The following is a 17599-nucleotide window of genomic DNA, read 5'->3' on the forward strand; positions in this document are numbered from 1 at the left end:
ACTGGTTATAGAGCACAACGATGTTAAACACGAAATTTGATGAACTGATGGAGTTCCCCTGCGCCTTTCCCTTCAAAGTGGTTGGTGATGCCCATGAAACCTTAACGGACAGAGTGGTTGCGGTAGTGCAAAAACACGCACCGGGCGACTATTCACCAACAGTTAAAGCCTCGAGCAAAGGTAGCTACTATTCAGTCACTATCCGCGTCACTGTGACCAGTAAAGATCATATCGAAACGCTGTACACAGAGCTTGCCAATATTGAAGGCGTACGCCGCGTACTATAAATATTCCTCAGCGCCACAAAGTGTGATCTATCTTACATTTATGGCCAAGAGGCGTATAATAGCGCCACTCAATTCTAGGGGAGAGGTTGCCCTTGCAAGACACCACTTTGCATATTCGGCATCTGGGACAACAGGATTACGAGTCAGTGTGGCATGCGATGCAGCATTACACTGACACTCGTAACAACGATAGCCCAGACGAGCTGTGGATCGTTGAACATCCACCTGTGTTTACCCAAGGCCAAGCCGGTAAAAGCGAACATATTTTGAATCCGGGCGATATTCCCGTGATCCAAGTAGATCGTGGCGGCCAAGTGACTTATCACGGGCCGGGACAATTAGTTGTCTACCCACTCCTCGATATTAAACGCAGTAAGATTGGTGTACGTCAGCTCGTGACGTATATCGAGCAAAGCATCATCGATATGCTCGCCAAATACGCTATCAATGCCTACGCCAAGGCCGATGCACCAGGTGTGTATGTGGATGAGCGCAAAGTGGCTTCTTTAGGTCTTAGGATCCGTAAAGGCTGCTCATTCCATGGCCTAGCACTGAATGTCGATATGGATTTGGCGCCGTTTCGCCGTATTAACCCCTGTGGTTATGCAGGCCTTGAAATGGTGCAATGCAGGGAACTGGGCGGCCCACAAACCGTGATAGAAGCCGGCGACCAACTCATTATTACCCTTAGCCAACTATTGGGCTACCAACATCTCGTTCATCATCAAGGATTAGCAGCGTCATGAATAGGCCTGAACGTTTACAACCCGGAGTCAAATTAAGAGATGCAGATAAAGTCTCGCGCATTCCGGTTAAAATCGTGCCCTCTGAGCGCGAAACCATGTTACGCAAACCCGATTGGTTAAGGGTTAAACTGCCCGCTTCAAACCAACGCATTCTCGATATTAAGCAAGCGTTACGCGCCAACGGCCTGCACTCGGTCTGTGAAGAAGCTTCCTGTCCTAACTTGGCAGAATGTTTTAACCACGGCACCGCGACCTTTATGATTTTGGGCGCAATTTGTACTCGCCGCTGCCCATTCTGCGATGTGGCCCACGGTCGTCCACTCAAGCCTGATGAGCAGGAACCCGTTAAACTGGCACAAACCATTCGCGATATGAAGCTGAAATACGTGGTTATTACCTCGGTTGACCGCGATGACCTGCGTGATGGCGGTGCCCAGCACTTTGCCGACTGTATCCGCGAGATCCGCAAACTCAATCCCGAAATTAAGATTGAGATCTTAGTTCCCGATTTCCGTGGCCGTATCGACGCCGCCCTCGACATTCTGTCGACCGAGCCGCCTGATGTGTTCAACCACAACCTCGAAACCGCACCAATGCATTACCGCAAGGCGCGTCCAGGGGCGAACTATCAATGGTCACTCGACCTACTGAAACGCTTTAAAGAGCGTCACCCAAATGTACCGACAAAATCGGGACTGATGATGGGGCTAGGCGAAACCAACGATGAAATCGCTCAAGTGCTGCGCGACTTACGTGAGCACAAGGTCGAAATGTTGACCTTAGGCCAATATCTGCAGCCGTCTAAGTTCCATCTACCGGTTGAGCGTTACGTGTCACCCGCAGAGTTCGATGAGCTTAAAGCCCTTGCCGATAAGCTTGGCTTTACTCACGCCGCCTGTGGTCCATTAGTGCGCTCAAGCTACCATGCAGACCTACAAGCTCAAGGTAAAGAAGTGAAGTAACATTCGCTTTATTAACGCCATAAAAAACAGCGCTAATGCGCTGTTTTTTTTTACATCTACTTCGAAAACCTTATGCCGTTTCGCTTAAGGCTAAATCCATCAAAATCGCATCTTCTTTGCCCTCAGCCAAAGGATAATAGCCTTTGCGACGTCCGGTTTCGACAAAGCCCAACTTCCGATAGAGCGCGCGCGCCGCAAGGTTTGATTCGCGAACCTCTAGCATCAGTACCACGGCCTTGGTAGCCTTAGTGCAGTCGATAACCGCCGAGAGTAGCAGATGCCCATACCCTCGCCCTTGTTGTTCTGGCGGCAAACAAATATCCAGCAGCGTTGCCTCATCGACAATCTGCTGCACAATCGCGAAGCCGAGTAACTCGCCATCGCTTTGCATTAATCCTATAACGCGGTACAAATGCCCAAAACAATCAGCAAGATTATTCTCACTCATAGGATGGGAATGGGCACTCGCTTCAATGCGTGCCATTTGACTCACATCCGTTGGCGTCAGAAGCACAATTTGCAACGATTCACTATGGGTTTTAAGGACTTGATGACTCACGGGACAATCCAAATTAAAAGGTAACTCACGATGATTAGGCCGTTAATTGCTGCTCACGCCACTGGCAAATCTGTTCCCACAAGGCACGCTTTGCCTCACTGCTAGTTAGTAATTCAGCTAAGGGATCCGACACTAACCAAGCCACTCTCGGTCTAACCCTATGGCAGCGTAAATCCCAAACTATGGTTTTGCCCTTATGTGGCTCAGTGTTGAACTCACAGTCATCCTTACTGATCCCAATTAAGCCAAGGACAGTATCAATCAGTGGCTCGGCGGCTGGAAGGATATTATCTGCATCCCAAACCACTTGATAAGGTCGCACTTTGGTATCTCGAAGTCGCCAAAATGTGATATCCATCGCAGCTAAATAGGCTGATTTATTCATGGGTTAAAAGGGTTTTCACTCAAAACAGACATGAGCTAAAGGATACCAGCTATAGGCTATTAATGTTATGCCACCAAGTTAATCCTTCAATAAATCACTCTCCAAATTGGACTAAAATCTAAATAACCGATTAAAGAAATCTATTTTAACCGCTTTTTACATTTAATTATTCTGGTAATCTAACGCCATTGAGTAGGACAATAGGAGGAGAATTCCATGATTAACATCGGCATCAACCAAGCTCATAGAGAAGAAATCGCTGCAGGGTTAAATCAGTTATTGGCCGACAGCTACAGCCTTTACCTTAAAACCCACAGCTTCCACTGGAACGTCACAGGTCCCATGTTCACCAGCTTGCACTTATTGTTTGAACAACAATATACCGAACTGGCCTTAGCGGTAGATTTAATCGCCGAACGAGTACGAGCATTAGGCGCAAGGGCATTAGGCTCCTATTCGGCCTATGCCAAGTTGACTGAAATCAGTGAAGATCAAGGTGTCACTAAAGCTGAAACCATGATCCGTGAACTGTTAAGCGACCAAGAAGTAGTGATTAGAAATGCCCGTGCCCTTTATCCCTCAGTCAGCCAAGCTAATGATGAGGCCACTGCGGATTTACTCACTCAGCGTATCCAAATCCATGAAAAAAATGCTTGGATGCTACGTAGCTTATTAAGCGAATAATTTCCCTTTCATCATCCCTAAGCAAAATGGCCGAGCAACAGATGCTCGGCCATTTTTATTTACAGATACTTCAACCAAGCTTGCTGGCTTTGGTTTTTGTAGCGACTAAACCAGCTCACCGGATAATAGAATAAAGGGATCAAAACTAAGCTAATCAACCACACCCACCCCATATGCGCAACGCCAAATAGCTCACCATGGTTTGCACCAAATAACCCCTTCGCGACCGAGTACAGCAACAGCAACACATACAAGTGCAGGATATAGAAGAACATAGGCACTGAGCCAAACACAGCTAACGTCTGCCCAATCCAACTAAATAGGCTACCTGCAGCGAAATAACGCTCAAACAACACTAGACCACAAAACATGCCCCCTAAGGTCACCAACAAAAAGCTCAGCGATGGCGGGTACTTAGTCAGATTAAACACTGACATTAAGGTTTGACCGATACTCTCTCCAACCTGCCAAGGGAGCGTCTCACCATAGAGATTAAAGCCACGCAGCAGACAAAAAAGCGCAAAACAACCCATTCCCAACAGCATTAATCTTTGCTGACGCTGCCAAGCCTCGAACTTGCGACTGAATAATGGCCCAGCCACATACCCGAGTAAAATCACGCCTATCCAAGGCAGCAGCGGATAACTAACTTTCAGCTTAAGGTCGCCCTCGGCAATTAAGTAACCTCTATCATGCAGAATCGTCCATAGACTATAACCCCAAGTATCGGGTTCAAAATGAATGGGCGACAACAGGTTATGTCCAAAGACGATCACTAATCCCAAGAGTGCCATCCACAACCTTGGCAACTTGATGAGAGCAGCTAAGGCCAACATACTAAGCCCTATCACCCAAATCACCTGTAACCAGAGAGTGTGGTAATTTCCCATCCATGAAAAATTAATCACCAGCACTTCAAGGGCGATCAAAAAAACTCCCCTTTTGAGTAAAAAAACACGTACTGAGCGAGGCTCGCCATGACCGCGATTTGCATAGAGCCACGCGGATACTCCGGTTAAAAAAACAAAAACAGGCGCACAAAAGTGCGCGGCAAAGCGACTGACAAAGAGACCCCAAGTTGTCGTGCTCAAATCCATAGGATCGCTCACCTGCATATGCAGGAAAAACCGCTCGCGCACATGGTCGAGCAACATGATAAGCATCACTAAGCCGCGCATCATATCGATACTGTTAATGCGACTTCGCCCGTGGGATTGCGGTTCCACCGGCTCAATCCCACTTGATACCGGTGAATTAGAACTCATAACGCACACTCACTTTAACATTACGTGGCTCACCCGGTACGGCCCACAGCGCCGAATAACTGCTGGCAATATAGTGCTCATCCAACAAGTTATCGACATTGAGCGCCAGACTTACGCTTTCGCCAAGGTGAGTAGCGAAAAACACACCAAGCAGCTGATAACTCGGTAATTGAAAACTCGGATCGGCCGAATCCCCCAAGCGAGAATCCACATAACGCCAAGTTACGCCCAAATGACCATCAATCGAAAAATCATTTAAGTCCTGCTTAAGCACTAAACTGCCAGTATGTTTAGGCACATTGACTAGCGGACTTCCGGCAGGAATAAGCACGCCCCAGTCCAGATTGAGACTATCGTTTGCGGTGCGGGTATTAAGATAGGCATAGGATAATTTAGCCTCTAAGCTCTCGGTCAGCTCTGCCGCTAAATCCAACTCAAGACCGGTACTTTTGGCTTCGCCTAAGGTCGCCGAAAAGCCCACATTCACCGGATCTGAGGTCAAGATATTGCTCTTTTGCGCATCAAACCACGCCAGACTGCCATTGATTGGCAGCAACTCAAACCCAGTGCTATTGAATTTAATACCTAGCTCAACTGATTGACTTTCTTCGGGTTCGAAAGGATTCCCCGCATAGTCAGTGCCTGAAAGCGGCAAAAAACCTTCCGAATAGGAGCCGTAAAAGCTTAACGCCTCAGACCATTGATAGACTAACCCCACCTTAGGGCTGACTCTTTGGTCGGTTTGGTCAGACAAGCTGTCTTTTACCTGCTCAGCGATTTCCTGACGATAACGATCAAACCTTAAGCCAAGATGCAATTTCCAGTGCTCGGTCAAATCCAACTGATCTTGTAAATAGGCACCCCAGGCATTTTGCGTCTCACGATTTTCGTACAGCAAACTGACATCAGGCTGAGCCGCGCCATACTGCGGCACAAAAATATCGATGGCATAGGCTCCCTTTTGGCCGCGATAGCGGTAAAGCCCTGTTTTAAGTCGGTAATGATAGGCATCAGCCCCCAAAAGCAGATTGTGTCTAAGCCCGCCAGTATCGAACTGACCACTTAATTCCCCCCGCACAGAATGATCCTCTGAGGCGTAATCCCGATAACGATGTTGTCTGGTTAACGTTCGCCCATCGTCATATAAGGATTGGCGTCCCTTGGCTAATTCCGCATCTGAAGAATAGCCATTCAAACTCGAATCGCGGTAGTTGTAACCAGCGGTAAGCGACCAATCATCGCTCAACTCATACTCATTGGTTAACTGATGCCCTGTGGCATCGACCCTTGTTGCACCATCATTGGGTTCACCCAAATAACGCGAACGGGGCACGGTATTAAAGTCGTTATTGAGTACCACAAAACCACGGTCAAATAGCTGTTCTTGTTTAAGATATTCAACCTCATACAGGAGCGATGACTTATCCGACAGTTGCCAGCGTAGCGATGGCGTGACGATCTTTTTATCGCTAAATACATGATCGCGAAAACTGTCATGCTCCTGCCAAGCGCCATTGATCCGAAAGGCCAAGGTATCGGTCAGCCCCGAAGTAAAATCCCCTTCTAACCGATATTGATCAAAACTCCCCGCGGAGGCTTTTAAATAGCCCTGCGCCTCGTACTGCGGCTTTTTAGTCACAATATTCACAGTACCGCCCGGCTCCGAGCGTCCATAAAGCGCCGAGCCTGGGCCTTTGAGGATTTCCACATAGGCCACATTCGATAAGTCCCTGTGGCCACTAAAACCTCGGCCACCATTAAAGCCATTGATTAAATAGCCCGACGGCATATTTTCATTACCTGGAAACCCGCGTAGGGAAAAGCTATCCCACAAAACGCCGCCATTGTTTTGCCGCGCGACACTGGCGGAATAATCCAGCAAATCTTGGAAACGTGTCAGCCCTGAGTCTTTAATCAGTTGCTCATCCAGCACGCTAATGGCTTGGGGAAGCTCAGTTGCAGGCACATTGCCACGATAGGCCTGACGATAATGAATACTTAAACGCTCGATATCGCTATCTCGTATCGCCGTATTGTGAAGGGCATCCTCTACCGCTAACACAGTTAGACTCGAATCAAACACAAATAACACCACGCCCAGCAGCGCTGCGCGATTGCTAATAAAGTAAGCAGCCATGTTAACTCCAAAATATAAACAGCATTACGCGCCTTGGTTAAGCCAAGGCGCTCAAATTAATTTAAATAGTTTTTGAAATAGTAAGTTAGGCTGTTACTGGAGGAGCACGGCTATTGAAGTGTCGCCAAAATGGCGTCTTAAAGGAAACGACACGAAACTCAACTGAAATATAGGTCTGTTTCGCGAGCTGAAAATCAAAGGATGAATAAGAAATGGCATGCTGTAACGGGTGCTGATGCAGACACAGCACACAATCGGCCTTGGCATCATCACTGGCATGGGCAACGCTGTGGGCCGCAAGCGCAACAGACAACAGCACTAAGATGGCAGCAAGCCATAGTGCCAATGTGCGTCTTGGTTGCATCACAGAATTCAAGCCATACATCCTCAAACCAAAGGGCTTGCGATTGTATGTTAGACACGACGAAAGTTGCAAACACCTTTAGTTAACAAATGTAAGCAAATGCACCAAGGAAAAATATAATTTACGGACAAAATAAAACGGCTCGCATATTTCTATGCAAGCCGTTGTTTTATTTGGCAGGGGTGGCAGGACTCGAACCCGCAACCATCGGTTTTGGAGACCGCTGTTCTACCAATTGGAACTACACCCCTGTTGACGTGGGGCATTATGCTAAAAGCACTCTCAAAGGTAAAGGACTTTTTATGACAAACTTAATTAACTGAGGTTTTTTCAAACAAGTTTGATATCTACTGTTGATTTAATTGGCATAAAGCTGAAAAAGTCAGCATCTCACCCTGTCAATCGCTATCATAAATTCCAGTTTTGAGTACTAAAGCGCATGACTAAATCCCCAAAGATGCCAAAAACGCTATGCTTGGCATGGCTTGCCCCCATGAAAGCATTACATTACGACCTAACAATTTGGCATGATGGCTAAGGAGTTCACCTTAATCTTCAAGGGTTGAGATAAAAATCCGCCGTAAATCATTGTCCCAAAGTTGAATAATTTTGCGCGTTTTATCCTTGTTCCAAAAACACTTACCAAACAAGATAATCCCTGCACCTTCTAAGTCACGTTTATCCGTAATGTTAAACTGCTTAAACAATTTGGTTTTGACCACCTCAATAGGAATACCGATATCCTTGCTATCTGCCGGATTTAGCCAAGTCATCAAAGGATCGCAATGGGACAAGGTGCCCCAATACAGATGGGGTTTATTATCCGTCGGATCGGCATCGGCGAAATTCACAAACAGATTCTTCGCCCGCCAGCGGTACTTACGCTCATCATCGGTGTAAACCCACAGATCAGATTTAGCGAGGTCGGAGCCACGCAGTAGGCTATGGAGTAACTTTTCTAACCCTTGGCTTGGAGTACGCTTTGCCATGATGGCTATTTCAGGCTTATCGACCGCGACCTGATAATCAGCTTTAGGCTCCTGTACTGACTCTAATGGCTCGGTATCATGTGCCGTTTTATTTTTGGCTCCAACCTCTTGCTCTTGGCGAGCATTGACGTTGAGCGCTGAGTTAGAGGGTCTCTTATTACTGGGATTGAGCGAAAAATCGATCACTAAGGCATCGGCGTCGAGCAGTTGTTGCTGCACTTCGAGGGCATCTTGTTCTTCTCGGGATTTTTGCGCAGACGGATTAAATTCAATGCAATCGTGCTCATGGTAACGGGAGCCAAAACAGGCTGCCTTACCATCCTTAGATGCTTTACGAAAATAGGCTTTGCCGTAGCAGGCGGGGCAATATAAATGCTGGCGTAAATGCTCAATTTCAGCCTCGGGTAACAGCTGAAACTTGAACACACTGTAAGTGACACCGGTCTGAGCATTAGGATTAAGTCGTAGTGGCGACGAAGCGTGCTCTGCCGCAGCCTCGGTTGTGAGTACGCAAATCGCATCCAACATCGCTCGTCTCCCTAATACTAATCTTCGCGACCTTATCTTAAGTCTTAAGCAGGATGAAAATAACTCGCTAATCGTGCGGCTAAACTCGGCGGCAATAAGGGTTTATTACCGACCGTTGTTTTGCCATAAAAACCTTGCAGCTTGTCGATTAACTGCCAAAAACACAGGTTCGCCGCCAATGCATCGAGGGCGGCGTACTGAATTTGCGCTGGGGATAAAGGCACTTGCTGCCAATTCGAAAGGGTAATTTTTTTAGGTTTGTCGATACGCTGGTGCAGCAATACCGCCACCAATTGCCGCGTGCCCATTTCCTTCCCCGCGCCGAGTTGCGCCATCGCCCAATTAAGATCGAGTCTGGGCGAGACGAGAATGTTCCAGTCTCGCTTAAGGGCTTGGCCATCGCCCCTTAATCCAATCCCCACTTTGAGGATCTGCTCATTTTCGAGCAAAGGTTTAAGCTCGGCGAGCCTCTCACCCAATACCGCCTGCTGAAATAAATAGCAGGTATCGGAGGTCGCCAATTGCACTAAGCTCAAGGGATGTTGAACGCCCGGCTCAAAGCTTGCCCGCGTTTCGGTATCAAATCCTAATACAGATTCACGGCTAAGTTGCTGTAAGGCGGTTGCCAAATACTCGGGCGTGACCCACTCAACATGCCTGCTCTGTAGCGATAAAACCGGTAGCAAAGTAAGCTCGGCATCGGTTAAACGCGTGGTTAAGGCAAGTTTCTGCTGAAACCATGCAAACTTGAGTTGCGATTCGGGCGCTGCTAAGTCTCCCGCTTGGGACTCAAGCAAACCAGCCAGATATTGATTCCCCGCCGTATCCATCGCCGCAATAAGCTCGTCGGCGTGTTCGCCTAATTCCTGTCGCAGCCAAGCCAACTTATTGGGAGAAAGGCAATTACGCATTAATTGCATTGTATCGACCTTGAGTGCTGGAAATAATAGCGGCGAGCACCTTCGCGCTCGCACAACTCGGATTAGCTGACGCTATAATCGCCAGCTATGAAAGGATGACAACGGATCAGCTACGCAGTTTTTGGAATCCTGTCATCAGCAGTACTGCCACAGCGCCCGCCGCAATACCAAAGAGTGCGTTAAGCACACTCGGCGTCAATAAACCAAGCACAGGGCCAACTAGGGCAATAGTTTCCACAAATTGCTCGGCATGGTGAATTTGCTCGCTCACCCAATGCAGGCCATGGGTTAGAATCCCGCCGCCCACCATAAACATGGCTGCCGTACCAATAATGGTTAAACTCTTCATCAATAGGGGCGCAGCGCTGAGTAAACCAAAGCCCACTTTACGATTAAAGCGTGTGAAACTTGATTCGCCCTCACGCTGGCTGAGGTACAACCCCGCATCATCCATTTTTACAATGGCCGCCACTAATCCATAAACGCCAACCGTCATGACAATACCGATAACGGCGAGGGTAAAAAACTGGGTCGAGAGTGACTTATCTGCAACTATGCCTAAAGTAATGGCGATAATCTCCGCCGAGAGCACAAAGTCGGTACGGATTGCGCCCTTTACTTTTTCCTTTTCATAGGCCGCTAAATCACTAATCTCTGGCACATCAGGTTCAGCCTGCGCTGAATGTTTATCTTTTCGGTGGCTATAACTGTGATGTAATTTTTCAAAGCCTTCAAAACATAAAAACAAGCCACCAAACATCAATAATGGTGTCACCGCCCAAGGGATAAAGGCACTGATCAACATGGCCGCTGGCACTAAAATCAATTTATTGCGAAACGAGCCTAAGGCCACCGCCCAGACAACCGGTAATTCACGGTCGGCACTCACGCCTGTCACCTGCTGCGCATTCAAGGCTAAATCGTCGCCCAATACCCCTGCGGTTTTCTTGGCCGCAACCTTACTCATCAGTGCCACATCATCCAAAATGGATGCAATATCGTCGAGTAAGGTTAATAAACTCGCCCCTGCCATACATACTCCCTTAAACCAATGGTTTTGTTTTTCCGATTCTGCTTTGGCAATAGTAACTTAGTTAGATTAAGCCCGTATAGAGAATCGTCAATAGTGAAATGTATTTCATCTAAGGGCTGAACTTTAGTGCTCAAGCTGTATTTAGATGAAATAAGTGAGCGCTGCTAGCGGGATCACAGCCACAATGCAATTGCACCACATTGTTTGGCTGAAAAGAGTATACTAAGCCCAGAATTTTTTACTCATTTGCCATTACAGGATGTCAACATGACTCAAGATGAAATGAAAAAAGCCGCAGGCTGGGCTGCCCTCAAATACGTTGAGAAGGACAGCATTGTGGGTGTGGGCACAGGCTCAACCGTTAACCACTTTATCGATGCTTTGGCGACCATGAAGGCTGATATTGAAGGCGCAGTATCAAGCTCTGAAGCTTCAACTCAAAAAATGAAGGCCCTTGGCATCCCGGTTTATGACTTAAACAGCGTCGATAAATTATCTGTGTATGTCGATGGTGCCGATGAAATCAACGGCCACATGGACATGATCAAAGGTGGTGGCGCGGCATTAACCCGCGAAAAAATCGTTGCAGCCGTGGCGGAAAAGTTTGTCTGTATCGTGGATAACACTAAGCAAGTTGATATCCTGGGTGAATTCCCACTGCCTGTTGAAGTGATCCCGATGGCGCGCTCTTACGTGGCTCGCCAGTTGGTAAAACTGGGGGGTGATCCTGTTTACCGCGAAGGCGTTATCACAGATAACGGTAATGTGATCCTCGATGTTTACAATCTTAAGATCCTCAATCCGAAAGAATTAGAAGATAAGATCAACGCCATTGTGGGCGTGGTCACTAATGGTCTGTTCGCAAAACGCGGCGCCGATGTGTTACTGGTTGGTACTCCTGAAGGCGTGAAAACCTTTACCGCTTGAGGTGAGTCGAAAGAGACCAATGCGAGAAACAAAATGCCGATGCAATTGCATCGGCATTTTTTATAACGTTTACACAATCAAACGATTACCACACTCGCGCAACTAAGCCCTTGAGGTAAAACCCTTCGGGGAAGGCACTACCAATCGGGTGATCGCTCGCCTGGCTTAAACGCTCAATAAATTGGATCTCACGTTTGGCATCCAAAGCTGCATCGGCAACGATTTTTTGGAACAGATCCGCTGGCATTAATCCCGAGCAAGAGAAGGTCAACAGCACGCCGCCTGGATTTAATAATTGCAGCGCAATCATATTGATATCTTTATAACCACGACAGGCACCGTTGAGCTGTGATTTGTTATCAGCAAACTTTGGTGGGTCGAGTACGATCACATCGAAGGTTTTACCTTCATCGCGGTACTGGCGTAGCAACTTGAACACATCGGCTTCGTTGTAATGCACATTGTCATCACTTAAGCCATTGACTCGCATGTTCAAACGCGCAGTATCGAGGGCAAGGGCCGATACGTCCACGTTTTCAATACTGGCCGCGCCCGCTTTAGCGGCATAGAGGCCAAAGGTACCCGTGTAGCAAAAGCAGTTTAGTACCGATTTACCCTTCACAAAACGGGCGGCGATGGCACGGTTATCCCGCTGGTCGAGGTAGAAACCAGTTTTATGGCCCTTAGTCACATCGACGGCGATTTTGATGCCGTTTTCTTCAATAATGACTGGCATCTCAGGTAGTGTGCCGTGGAGCAATCCCATAGTCGCAGCTAAGCCTTCTTTTTTACGGGAATCGACATCCGAGCGCTCGTAAATCGCGCAATCTGGATAGAGTTCGGCAAGCACATCAACAATGGTGTCACGCCATACATCGGCGCCCATGCTCAGCAATTGACACACCAATACATTGGCATATTTATCAATGGTGATACCGGGTAAGCCGTCGGACTCAGCGGCAATTAAACGGTAACCTGTTAAGCCTTGTTCACGGATCAAATCATCGCGGCCAGCTTGAGCACGCAGGATACGGCGCTTAAAAAACTCACGGTCAATTTGTTCTTCGCGATCGAAAGTCCAAATCCGTACTTGGATTTGAGACTCAGGAGACCAAGCACCACGGCCCAACCAATGGCCATCATGGGCAACCACATCGACGGTCTCGCCCGCTTCAGGTTTACCTTTAACGTTGTGGATCCCATTGGAAAAGACCCAAGGATGACGACGCTCAAGGGACTTTTCGCGACCGGGTTTAAGTTTGATTCTGATAGCCATAGTACCGCCTTTGATAATTGTACCGCCTGTGTTTTGTACCGCCGTAATCAATAGTACCGCTCGAACACTAGGCGCCGCCCTCTAAAATGGAAGCGGATAATATACCTAATATGGTTCCAGTGCGAGCTATCCACCCAAAACACCACATTCCCATACGCATGGTCTGCGATCATAGCCTAGTTTCACAGCTAAAACCTTGCTAATAGAGCTGTAAACGTTCGAGATTAGAGTTTGTTCTGGCATACAGCCCGACGTTATCGCAACTGAGGTTAAGTGATAAATAAATCCAATCAACATCATAGCCAAGTGTTTTTTACCTGCTAACGCCGCAGTGCCAATTCCACCCATACTGGGGCATGGTCGGTACTGTAGGCATCGCGCTCATATTCGGGCCGCACGAGGTGCCTATCGCAGGTTTGATAATCCACCACCTGAGCCAAACTGCGGCTATCACTGGCATCAAACTCATTGGAGAGCAACACATAATCCAGCACAGATCCTTTAGGGCCATAGTAATGGGTGGGCGCCCTATGCTCACTGTAGTGGCTAGCGTTATCGGCTACATTGGCTTCGATAAACAGCTTATAGGCATCTTGTAATCGATAGTGGCCAAACACTTGTGCTAACGCCGCATCGGACAAATGCCCCAGCCCCGCCGCCTTGATATCGTTGCTGTGAAGATGCTCGCCTTGGAGCGTTAATGCATCCAACGCTCCCATAGATAAACTATCGTTAAAATCACCCATCAGGATCACCGGATATTTCGCGCTCTGTCTTCTGGCGAGTATGGCATGGAACAGCAATGCCGCCTCGGCGCCCCGCTGCATGGTCGAGGCCCAGCGCCCGAGGGCCTGTTCGGTTAATAACTTAGTCTCGGCGTGTAACTTAAGATCCGACGGTGCATTTAACGACAAACCCAAAGGATGCGGCTCAAGAGCTAATCCCGGCCGCTTAGATTTAAAATGCACCACATAACAATCACAGGGGCCAATCTGCGGCACCGCCACCGTCGCCCGTAACACTTTACGGCTAAAGCTAAATTCGCTCGACAGACCCATCGCCGCCACTAAGTGCACCTCTGGTTCGATAGCGTGTACCTCTAGGATTGGAAAGCGAGACGCAAGTGCAACCACTGGACTTTCATAAATGTAATCACTGACCAAAGTGGCGCTATCGACTATGGCAAAATGTGTTAACCCTTGCTGCGCCGTGAGTTGCTTTAATGGCTCAGGGCTAAACACTTCCTGAAATCCGACAATATCAGGATGATATTGGTTTAACAGCTCGCTAAACCACTGACACTTTTTTTGCCATTGACCATGGCTATAGATATTTTCAAAATCGTAAAAAGCTAAAGGTGGTTCAATAAAATTAAAGAGATTGATAGTCGCAATACGAATATTCGAGTGGCTGTTTTCAGCCAAAATGGACTGCTGTTGGGAAGCAAATGTCACAGGTGATTCCTCTTTAGCCAAACCGTCGCGCTAACTAAATGCGCCTTTTAACAGATTGCGATGAATAGATTTTATCATTAAATCCGTCCATTTACCGATGCTGCACAACAACGCTCGAAAAACCTCAACATTCATCAAAATATCGCACACTCACTCCAAGCCAACCTTTTAAAAACCAAAATGCAGCAAAATAAAAAACCAAAACAACAATCAACACAAAAATAAAAACTAAATTCAAACATAAATATAGGCAATTGCCTATTGGGTTGACTTTCATCGTCAGCGGTTTAGAATCTAGCCGATTTTATCATTAGGAGACCCACTGTGGGCACACACATAAGCGACAGTAGATGCCCTGTCCAAAAGACAGGATTAAACGCCTAGCACTAGCCCGCAATATTTTGCTGCTACCTGCTAAGCAGGGTAGTAGCGTGACATCTCTCACTCCACTCCCACACATTCAATTTCAGACCTTGATATTAGCCAGTCACGCCAGCGCTAACGCTCGCCTATTGGTTTTTTTTCCGGCATTAAGCTGGAGGACAAGTGCTGCCCATTGAATACATCTTCACGCCTATTTTGCCCCAGTTGGCTCCCAAAACTTAGGGAGTTTAACCATGGCGTACACAAACAAACCATTCACCTTTTCTCTTCAGCCTTGGGCATTCTTTGGGCTGTGCATTAGCGTCGCAACAAATGCCTCCCAACTCGATGTGGATGATCCCACCGTTGCTGAGCACTGCGAACTACAGCTAGGTTGGCAACAGCCAAGATCCGATCACAACACAAAGCAGATAAATACTAGCGGAACCTGCAACCAAGGGCGATGGGAATGGCACTTAGGTTTTGAACATCAACACCTAGGCGTTGAAAATCAACTCTTAGCTTTTGAAAATCAAAGAGACAGCAGCAATAACGAACAGCAAACCGAGCTGGGCATTAAGTTGCCCTTACATGTCGACACGGGCCCTTGGCAGAGCGCCCTGGCCATTAATCTGCAACACCATCATCAAGACAATCACCCCATTGCCGCAGAAGTGCTCGGTATTATGGGATATCAAATGGCGGAGCAGGATTTACGCCTCTATAGCAATTTGGGCTTTTATCAACATGCGGCTCAGTCGCCGCAACTGATCGCGGGCGTCGCCATTGCCTTAGCGCCGAGTGAAGATCAGCAATGGGTCGGCGAAATTTATCGCAAGGCATCCGAAGCACACACCTACCGGCTTGCCTATCAATGGTTACTCAAAAGACGGTTCCAACTCGAATTCAGTCTAGGCAACGACCTTAAGGGAAGCGCCCTGCAATTCGGTGCAGATATCACTTTTTTCTTTAAATAATAGCTCGTTGGGAGAATGACCTATGAACATGAACAACAACCAAAAAAACACTAAGCAAATTATCTTAGCCCTGCAAATCATCCTAGAGCAGCGCGACAGCGCTGGCATGGTCGCCTTGGCCAAAGAGCGCCATCCCGCGGACATTGCCGCCGCGCTCAGTACCTTTAGTCAGGCGCAGCAATTAGTGTTTTTGCAACTATCACCGGCAAAAGTTGCCGCCGATTTACTGCGCTATTTAAGCGATGATCAGCAAGCCGCGTTAGTGCAACAGCTTGATAAAGCAACATTATCGTCGCTCTTGCTAACGATGGCGGCGGATGAACGCGCCGATCTCTACAATCTGCTCGAACCTGAGCAGCAAAAACTCTTCTTGCCCGTGTTAGCGCAGGCTAAACGGGAAGATCTGCGCACCTTAGCGGCCTATGACAAAAGCAAAGTCGGTGCTGCGATGACCTCAGATTATACCCTGCTCAATAGCCGCCATACTGCCGCACAAGCGATTGAAATGCTACGCACGGAAACCGCCGATAAAGAAACCATCTATCAAGCTTATGTTGTTGATATGTTAGGTCGTTTAATCGGGACTGTATCACTTCGACAATTACTTTTGGCGCAGCCGGAAGAACGAGTGGTTGATTTTATGAAGCCAAACCCTATCGCCCTTGATGCCAACGCCCTTTGCCAAGAAGCAGTGCAGATGATTGCTCACTACGATTTGCTAGCCCTGCCGATCATTAATGGTAAGGGGCAGTTAGTCGGCATAGTCACCTATGACGATGCGATGGACATTGCCAGCTCACAGGTTGATGTTGAATTCACTAAAACTGCGGCCATCGGCAATATCGAACACAATCTAAAAACCGCCAGCATTGGCTTGCTTTACCGTAAACGGGTAACTTGGCTAGTTATTTTGGTATTTGGCAATATTTTTTCAGGGGCTGGCATCGCGTTCTTTGAAGATACTATTGCCAGTTATGTTTCTTTGGTGTTCTTTCTTCCTCTACTCATCGACAGCGGCGGTAATGCGGGTTCGCAATCAGCTACCTTAATGGTGCGAGCCTTAGCCACGGGTGAAGTCATACTTAAGGATTGGCTATCGCTGCTGTGGCGTGAGCTAGGGGTTGCAGGGTTACTCGGTGCCAGCATGGCCTTAGCGGTATCGCTACTCGGTTTTTGGCGCGGTGGCCCTGAAATCGCCCTTGTGGTCGCATTAACCATGCAGATCGTGGTGATTATTGGCAGCCTTATCGGCATGTCACTGCCCTTTTTACTCAGCAAGTTAAAAATGGATCCTGCATCGGCAAGTGCCCCCCTTATCACCTCAATAGCCGATATCATTGGCGTGCTCGTTTACTTTAGTATTGCCACAATGACTTTAGACTTACCTGCTTAACATATTGATGTTTTGAGTATATTTACTCATTCTGCTGCGTAAAAAGTATAAGCAAGGCACCTGAAAACCTCGACTAAGCTGACTATTAGTTTAGGGAATACAAGGCAAGACAAATATCTTCAGCTTGTATTCCCTAGGGCGTGTTGACGTTTCAGGGTTATTTTTGCAGCAATTTGGCTAGCTTTTATGCAAGGCAACGTCCGTGCTGTGTAGTTATTCTGCATAAACGGACGATAACCGCAGCAGAAAAGCCAGCCAAATGCTGCCCGAAGGGTTCGTCTGGCAAGCCCTTGCGCTTACTTTCAGTCATAAGAGCCGCTCGTCATATGAGTAGAATAACGACACGTCAT

Annotated in this window: 17 protein-coding genes and 1 tRNA gene; 7 read left to right on the top strand and 11 right to left on the bottom strand. The window is 47.6% G+C overall.

What is annotated here, in order from left to right; genetic code table 11:
* Positions 1-20 precede the first annotated feature (20 nt).
* The 3 genes from ybeD to lipA all read left to right on the top strand — a co-directional run bounded on the left by ybeD (position 21) and on the right by lipA (position 1995).
* Complete coding sequence (gene ybeD, locus H9J30_RS02845) at positions 21-287, top strand: DUF493 family protein YbeD (RefSeq protein WP_011071394.1); 267 nt, start codon at positions 21-23, stop codon at positions 285-287.
* Between the two features lie 92 nt (positions 288-379).
* A complete protein-coding gene (lipB, locus tag H9J30_RS02850) occupies positions 380-1033 on the top strand; it encodes a lipoyl(octanoyl) transferase LipB (protein WP_240129582.1) in 654 nt (217 codons plus the stop codon).
* A complete protein-coding gene (lipA, locus tag H9J30_RS02855) occupies positions 1030-1995 on the top strand; it encodes a lipoyl synthase (protein ID WP_240129583.1) in 966 nt (321 codons plus the stop codon). Before lipB ends, lipA begins: the two co-directional genes overlap by 4 nt.
* A 70-nt stretch (positions 1996-2065) precedes the next feature.
* Here lipA and rimI read toward each other — a convergent pair whose 3' ends face one another.
* On the bottom strand, positions 2066-2518 hold the full coding sequence (rimI, locus tag H9J30_RS02860) for a ribosomal protein S18-alanine N-acetyltransferase (protein WP_427915897.1): 453 nt from the start codon (positions 2516-2518) through the stop codon (positions 2066-2068).
* Between the two features lie 70 nt (positions 2519-2588).
* Complete coding sequence (locus H9J30_RS02865) at positions 2589-2939, bottom strand: DNA polymerase III subunit psi (protein WP_240129584.1); 351 nt, start codon at positions 2937-2939, stop codon at positions 2589-2591.
* Positions 2940-3155: 216 nt separating this feature from the next.
* Between H9J30_RS02865 and dpsA the strand changes: the two genes are divergently transcribed.
* Positions 3156-3623 carry a Dps family protein gene (dpsA, locus tag H9J30_RS02870; protein WP_240129585.1) on the top strand — a complete coding sequence of 156 codons (468 nt, stop codon included), beginning with the start codon at positions 3156-3158 and terminating at the stop codon, positions 3621-3623.
* 59 nt (positions 3624-3682) lie between these two features.
* Here the strand turns inward: dpsA and H9J30_RS02875 are convergent, their stop codons facing one another.
* The 7 genes from H9J30_RS02875 to H9J30_RS02905 form a co-directional block, all read right to left on the bottom strand.
* Positions 3683-4888, bottom strand: coding sequence for an acetyltransferase domain-containing protein (locus tag H9J30_RS02875; RefSeq protein ID WP_240129586.1), 1206 nt, complete (start codon positions 4886-4888; stop codon positions 3683-3685).
* On the bottom strand, positions 4878-7025 hold the full coding sequence (locus H9J30_RS02880; protein WP_240129587.1) for a TonB-dependent siderophore receptor: 2148 nt from the start codon (positions 7023-7025) through the stop codon (positions 4878-4880). Before H9J30_RS02880 ends, H9J30_RS02875 begins: the two co-directional genes overlap by 11 nt.
* 85 nt (positions 7026-7110) lie before the next feature.
* Positions 7111-7401: a DUF2946 domain-containing protein gene (locus H9J30_RS02885; RefSeq protein ID WP_240129588.1), complete on the bottom strand. Its 291-nt coding sequence runs from the start codon at positions 7399-7401 to the stop codon at positions 7111-7113.
* 162 nt (positions 7402-7563) lie between these two features.
* Positions 7564-7640: transfer RNA gene (locus H9J30_RS02890), tRNA-Trp, on the bottom strand.
* Positions 7641-7937: 297 nt separating this feature from the next.
* The gene (locus H9J30_RS02895) at positions 7938-8906 is read right to left on the bottom strand and encodes a hypothetical protein (protein ID WP_240129589.1); all 969 of its coding nucleotides are present in this window, start codon (positions 8904-8906) and stop codon (positions 7938-7940) included.
* Between the two features lie 44 nt (positions 8907-8950).
* Positions 8951-9826 carry a 3'-5' exonuclease gene (locus H9J30_RS02900; RefSeq protein ID WP_240129590.1) on the bottom strand — a complete coding sequence of 292 codons (876 nt, stop codon included), beginning with the start codon at positions 9824-9826 and terminating at the stop codon, positions 8951-8953.
* Positions 9827-9932: 106 nt separating this feature from the next.
* Complete coding sequence (locus H9J30_RS02905) at positions 9933-10859, bottom strand: DUF808 domain-containing protein (RefSeq protein ID WP_240129591.1); 927 nt, start codon at positions 10857-10859, stop codon at positions 9933-9935.
* 267 nt (positions 10860-11126) lie between these two features.
* Between H9J30_RS02905 and rpiA the strand changes: the two genes are divergently transcribed.
* Entirely contained in the window at positions 11127-11786 is a 660-nt protein-coding gene (gene rpiA / locus H9J30_RS02910) for a ribose-5-phosphate isomerase RpiA (RefSeq protein ID WP_011071382.1), read from the top strand.
* A gap of 85 nt (positions 11787-11871) precedes the next feature.
* Here rpiA and H9J30_RS02915 read toward each other — a convergent pair whose 3' ends face one another.
* Both H9J30_RS02915 and H9J30_RS02920 read right to left on the bottom strand, forming a co-directional pair.
* Positions 11872-13062, bottom strand: a complete 1191-nt coding sequence (locus tag H9J30_RS02915; RefSeq protein WP_240129592.1) for a class I SAM-dependent rRNA methyltransferase — start codon at positions 13060-13062, stop codon at positions 11872-11874.
* A 320-nt stretch (positions 13063-13382) separates the two neighbouring features.
* Positions 13383-14516 (bottom strand): endonuclease/exonuclease/phosphatase family protein, encoded by a 1134-nt coding sequence (locus tag H9J30_RS02920; RefSeq protein WP_240129593.1) that lies wholly within the window; start codon positions 14514-14516, stop codon positions 13383-13385.
* Positions 14517-15133: 617 nt separating this feature from the next.
* On the opposite strand from H9J30_RS02920, the gene H9J30_RS02925 reads away from it, so the two are divergent.
* Together H9J30_RS02925 and mgtE are read left to right on the top strand one after the other, a co-directional pair.
* The gene (locus tag H9J30_RS02925; protein WP_240129594.1) at positions 15134-15856 is read left to right on the top strand and encodes a hypothetical protein; all 723 of its coding nucleotides are present in this window, start codon (positions 15134-15136) and stop codon (positions 15854-15856) included.
* A 22-nt stretch (positions 15857-15878) separates the two neighbouring features.
* Entirely contained in the window at positions 15879-17249 is a 1371-nt protein-coding gene (gene mgtE / locus H9J30_RS02930) for a magnesium transporter (RefSeq protein WP_240129595.1), read from the top strand.
* Positions 17250-17599 lie beyond the last annotated feature (350 nt).

This window comes from Shewanella cutis, from assembly GCF_022410515.1.
Taxonomy (GTDB): Bacteria; Pseudomonadota; Gammaproteobacteria; order Enterobacterales; family Shewanellaceae; genus Shewanella; species Shewanella cutis.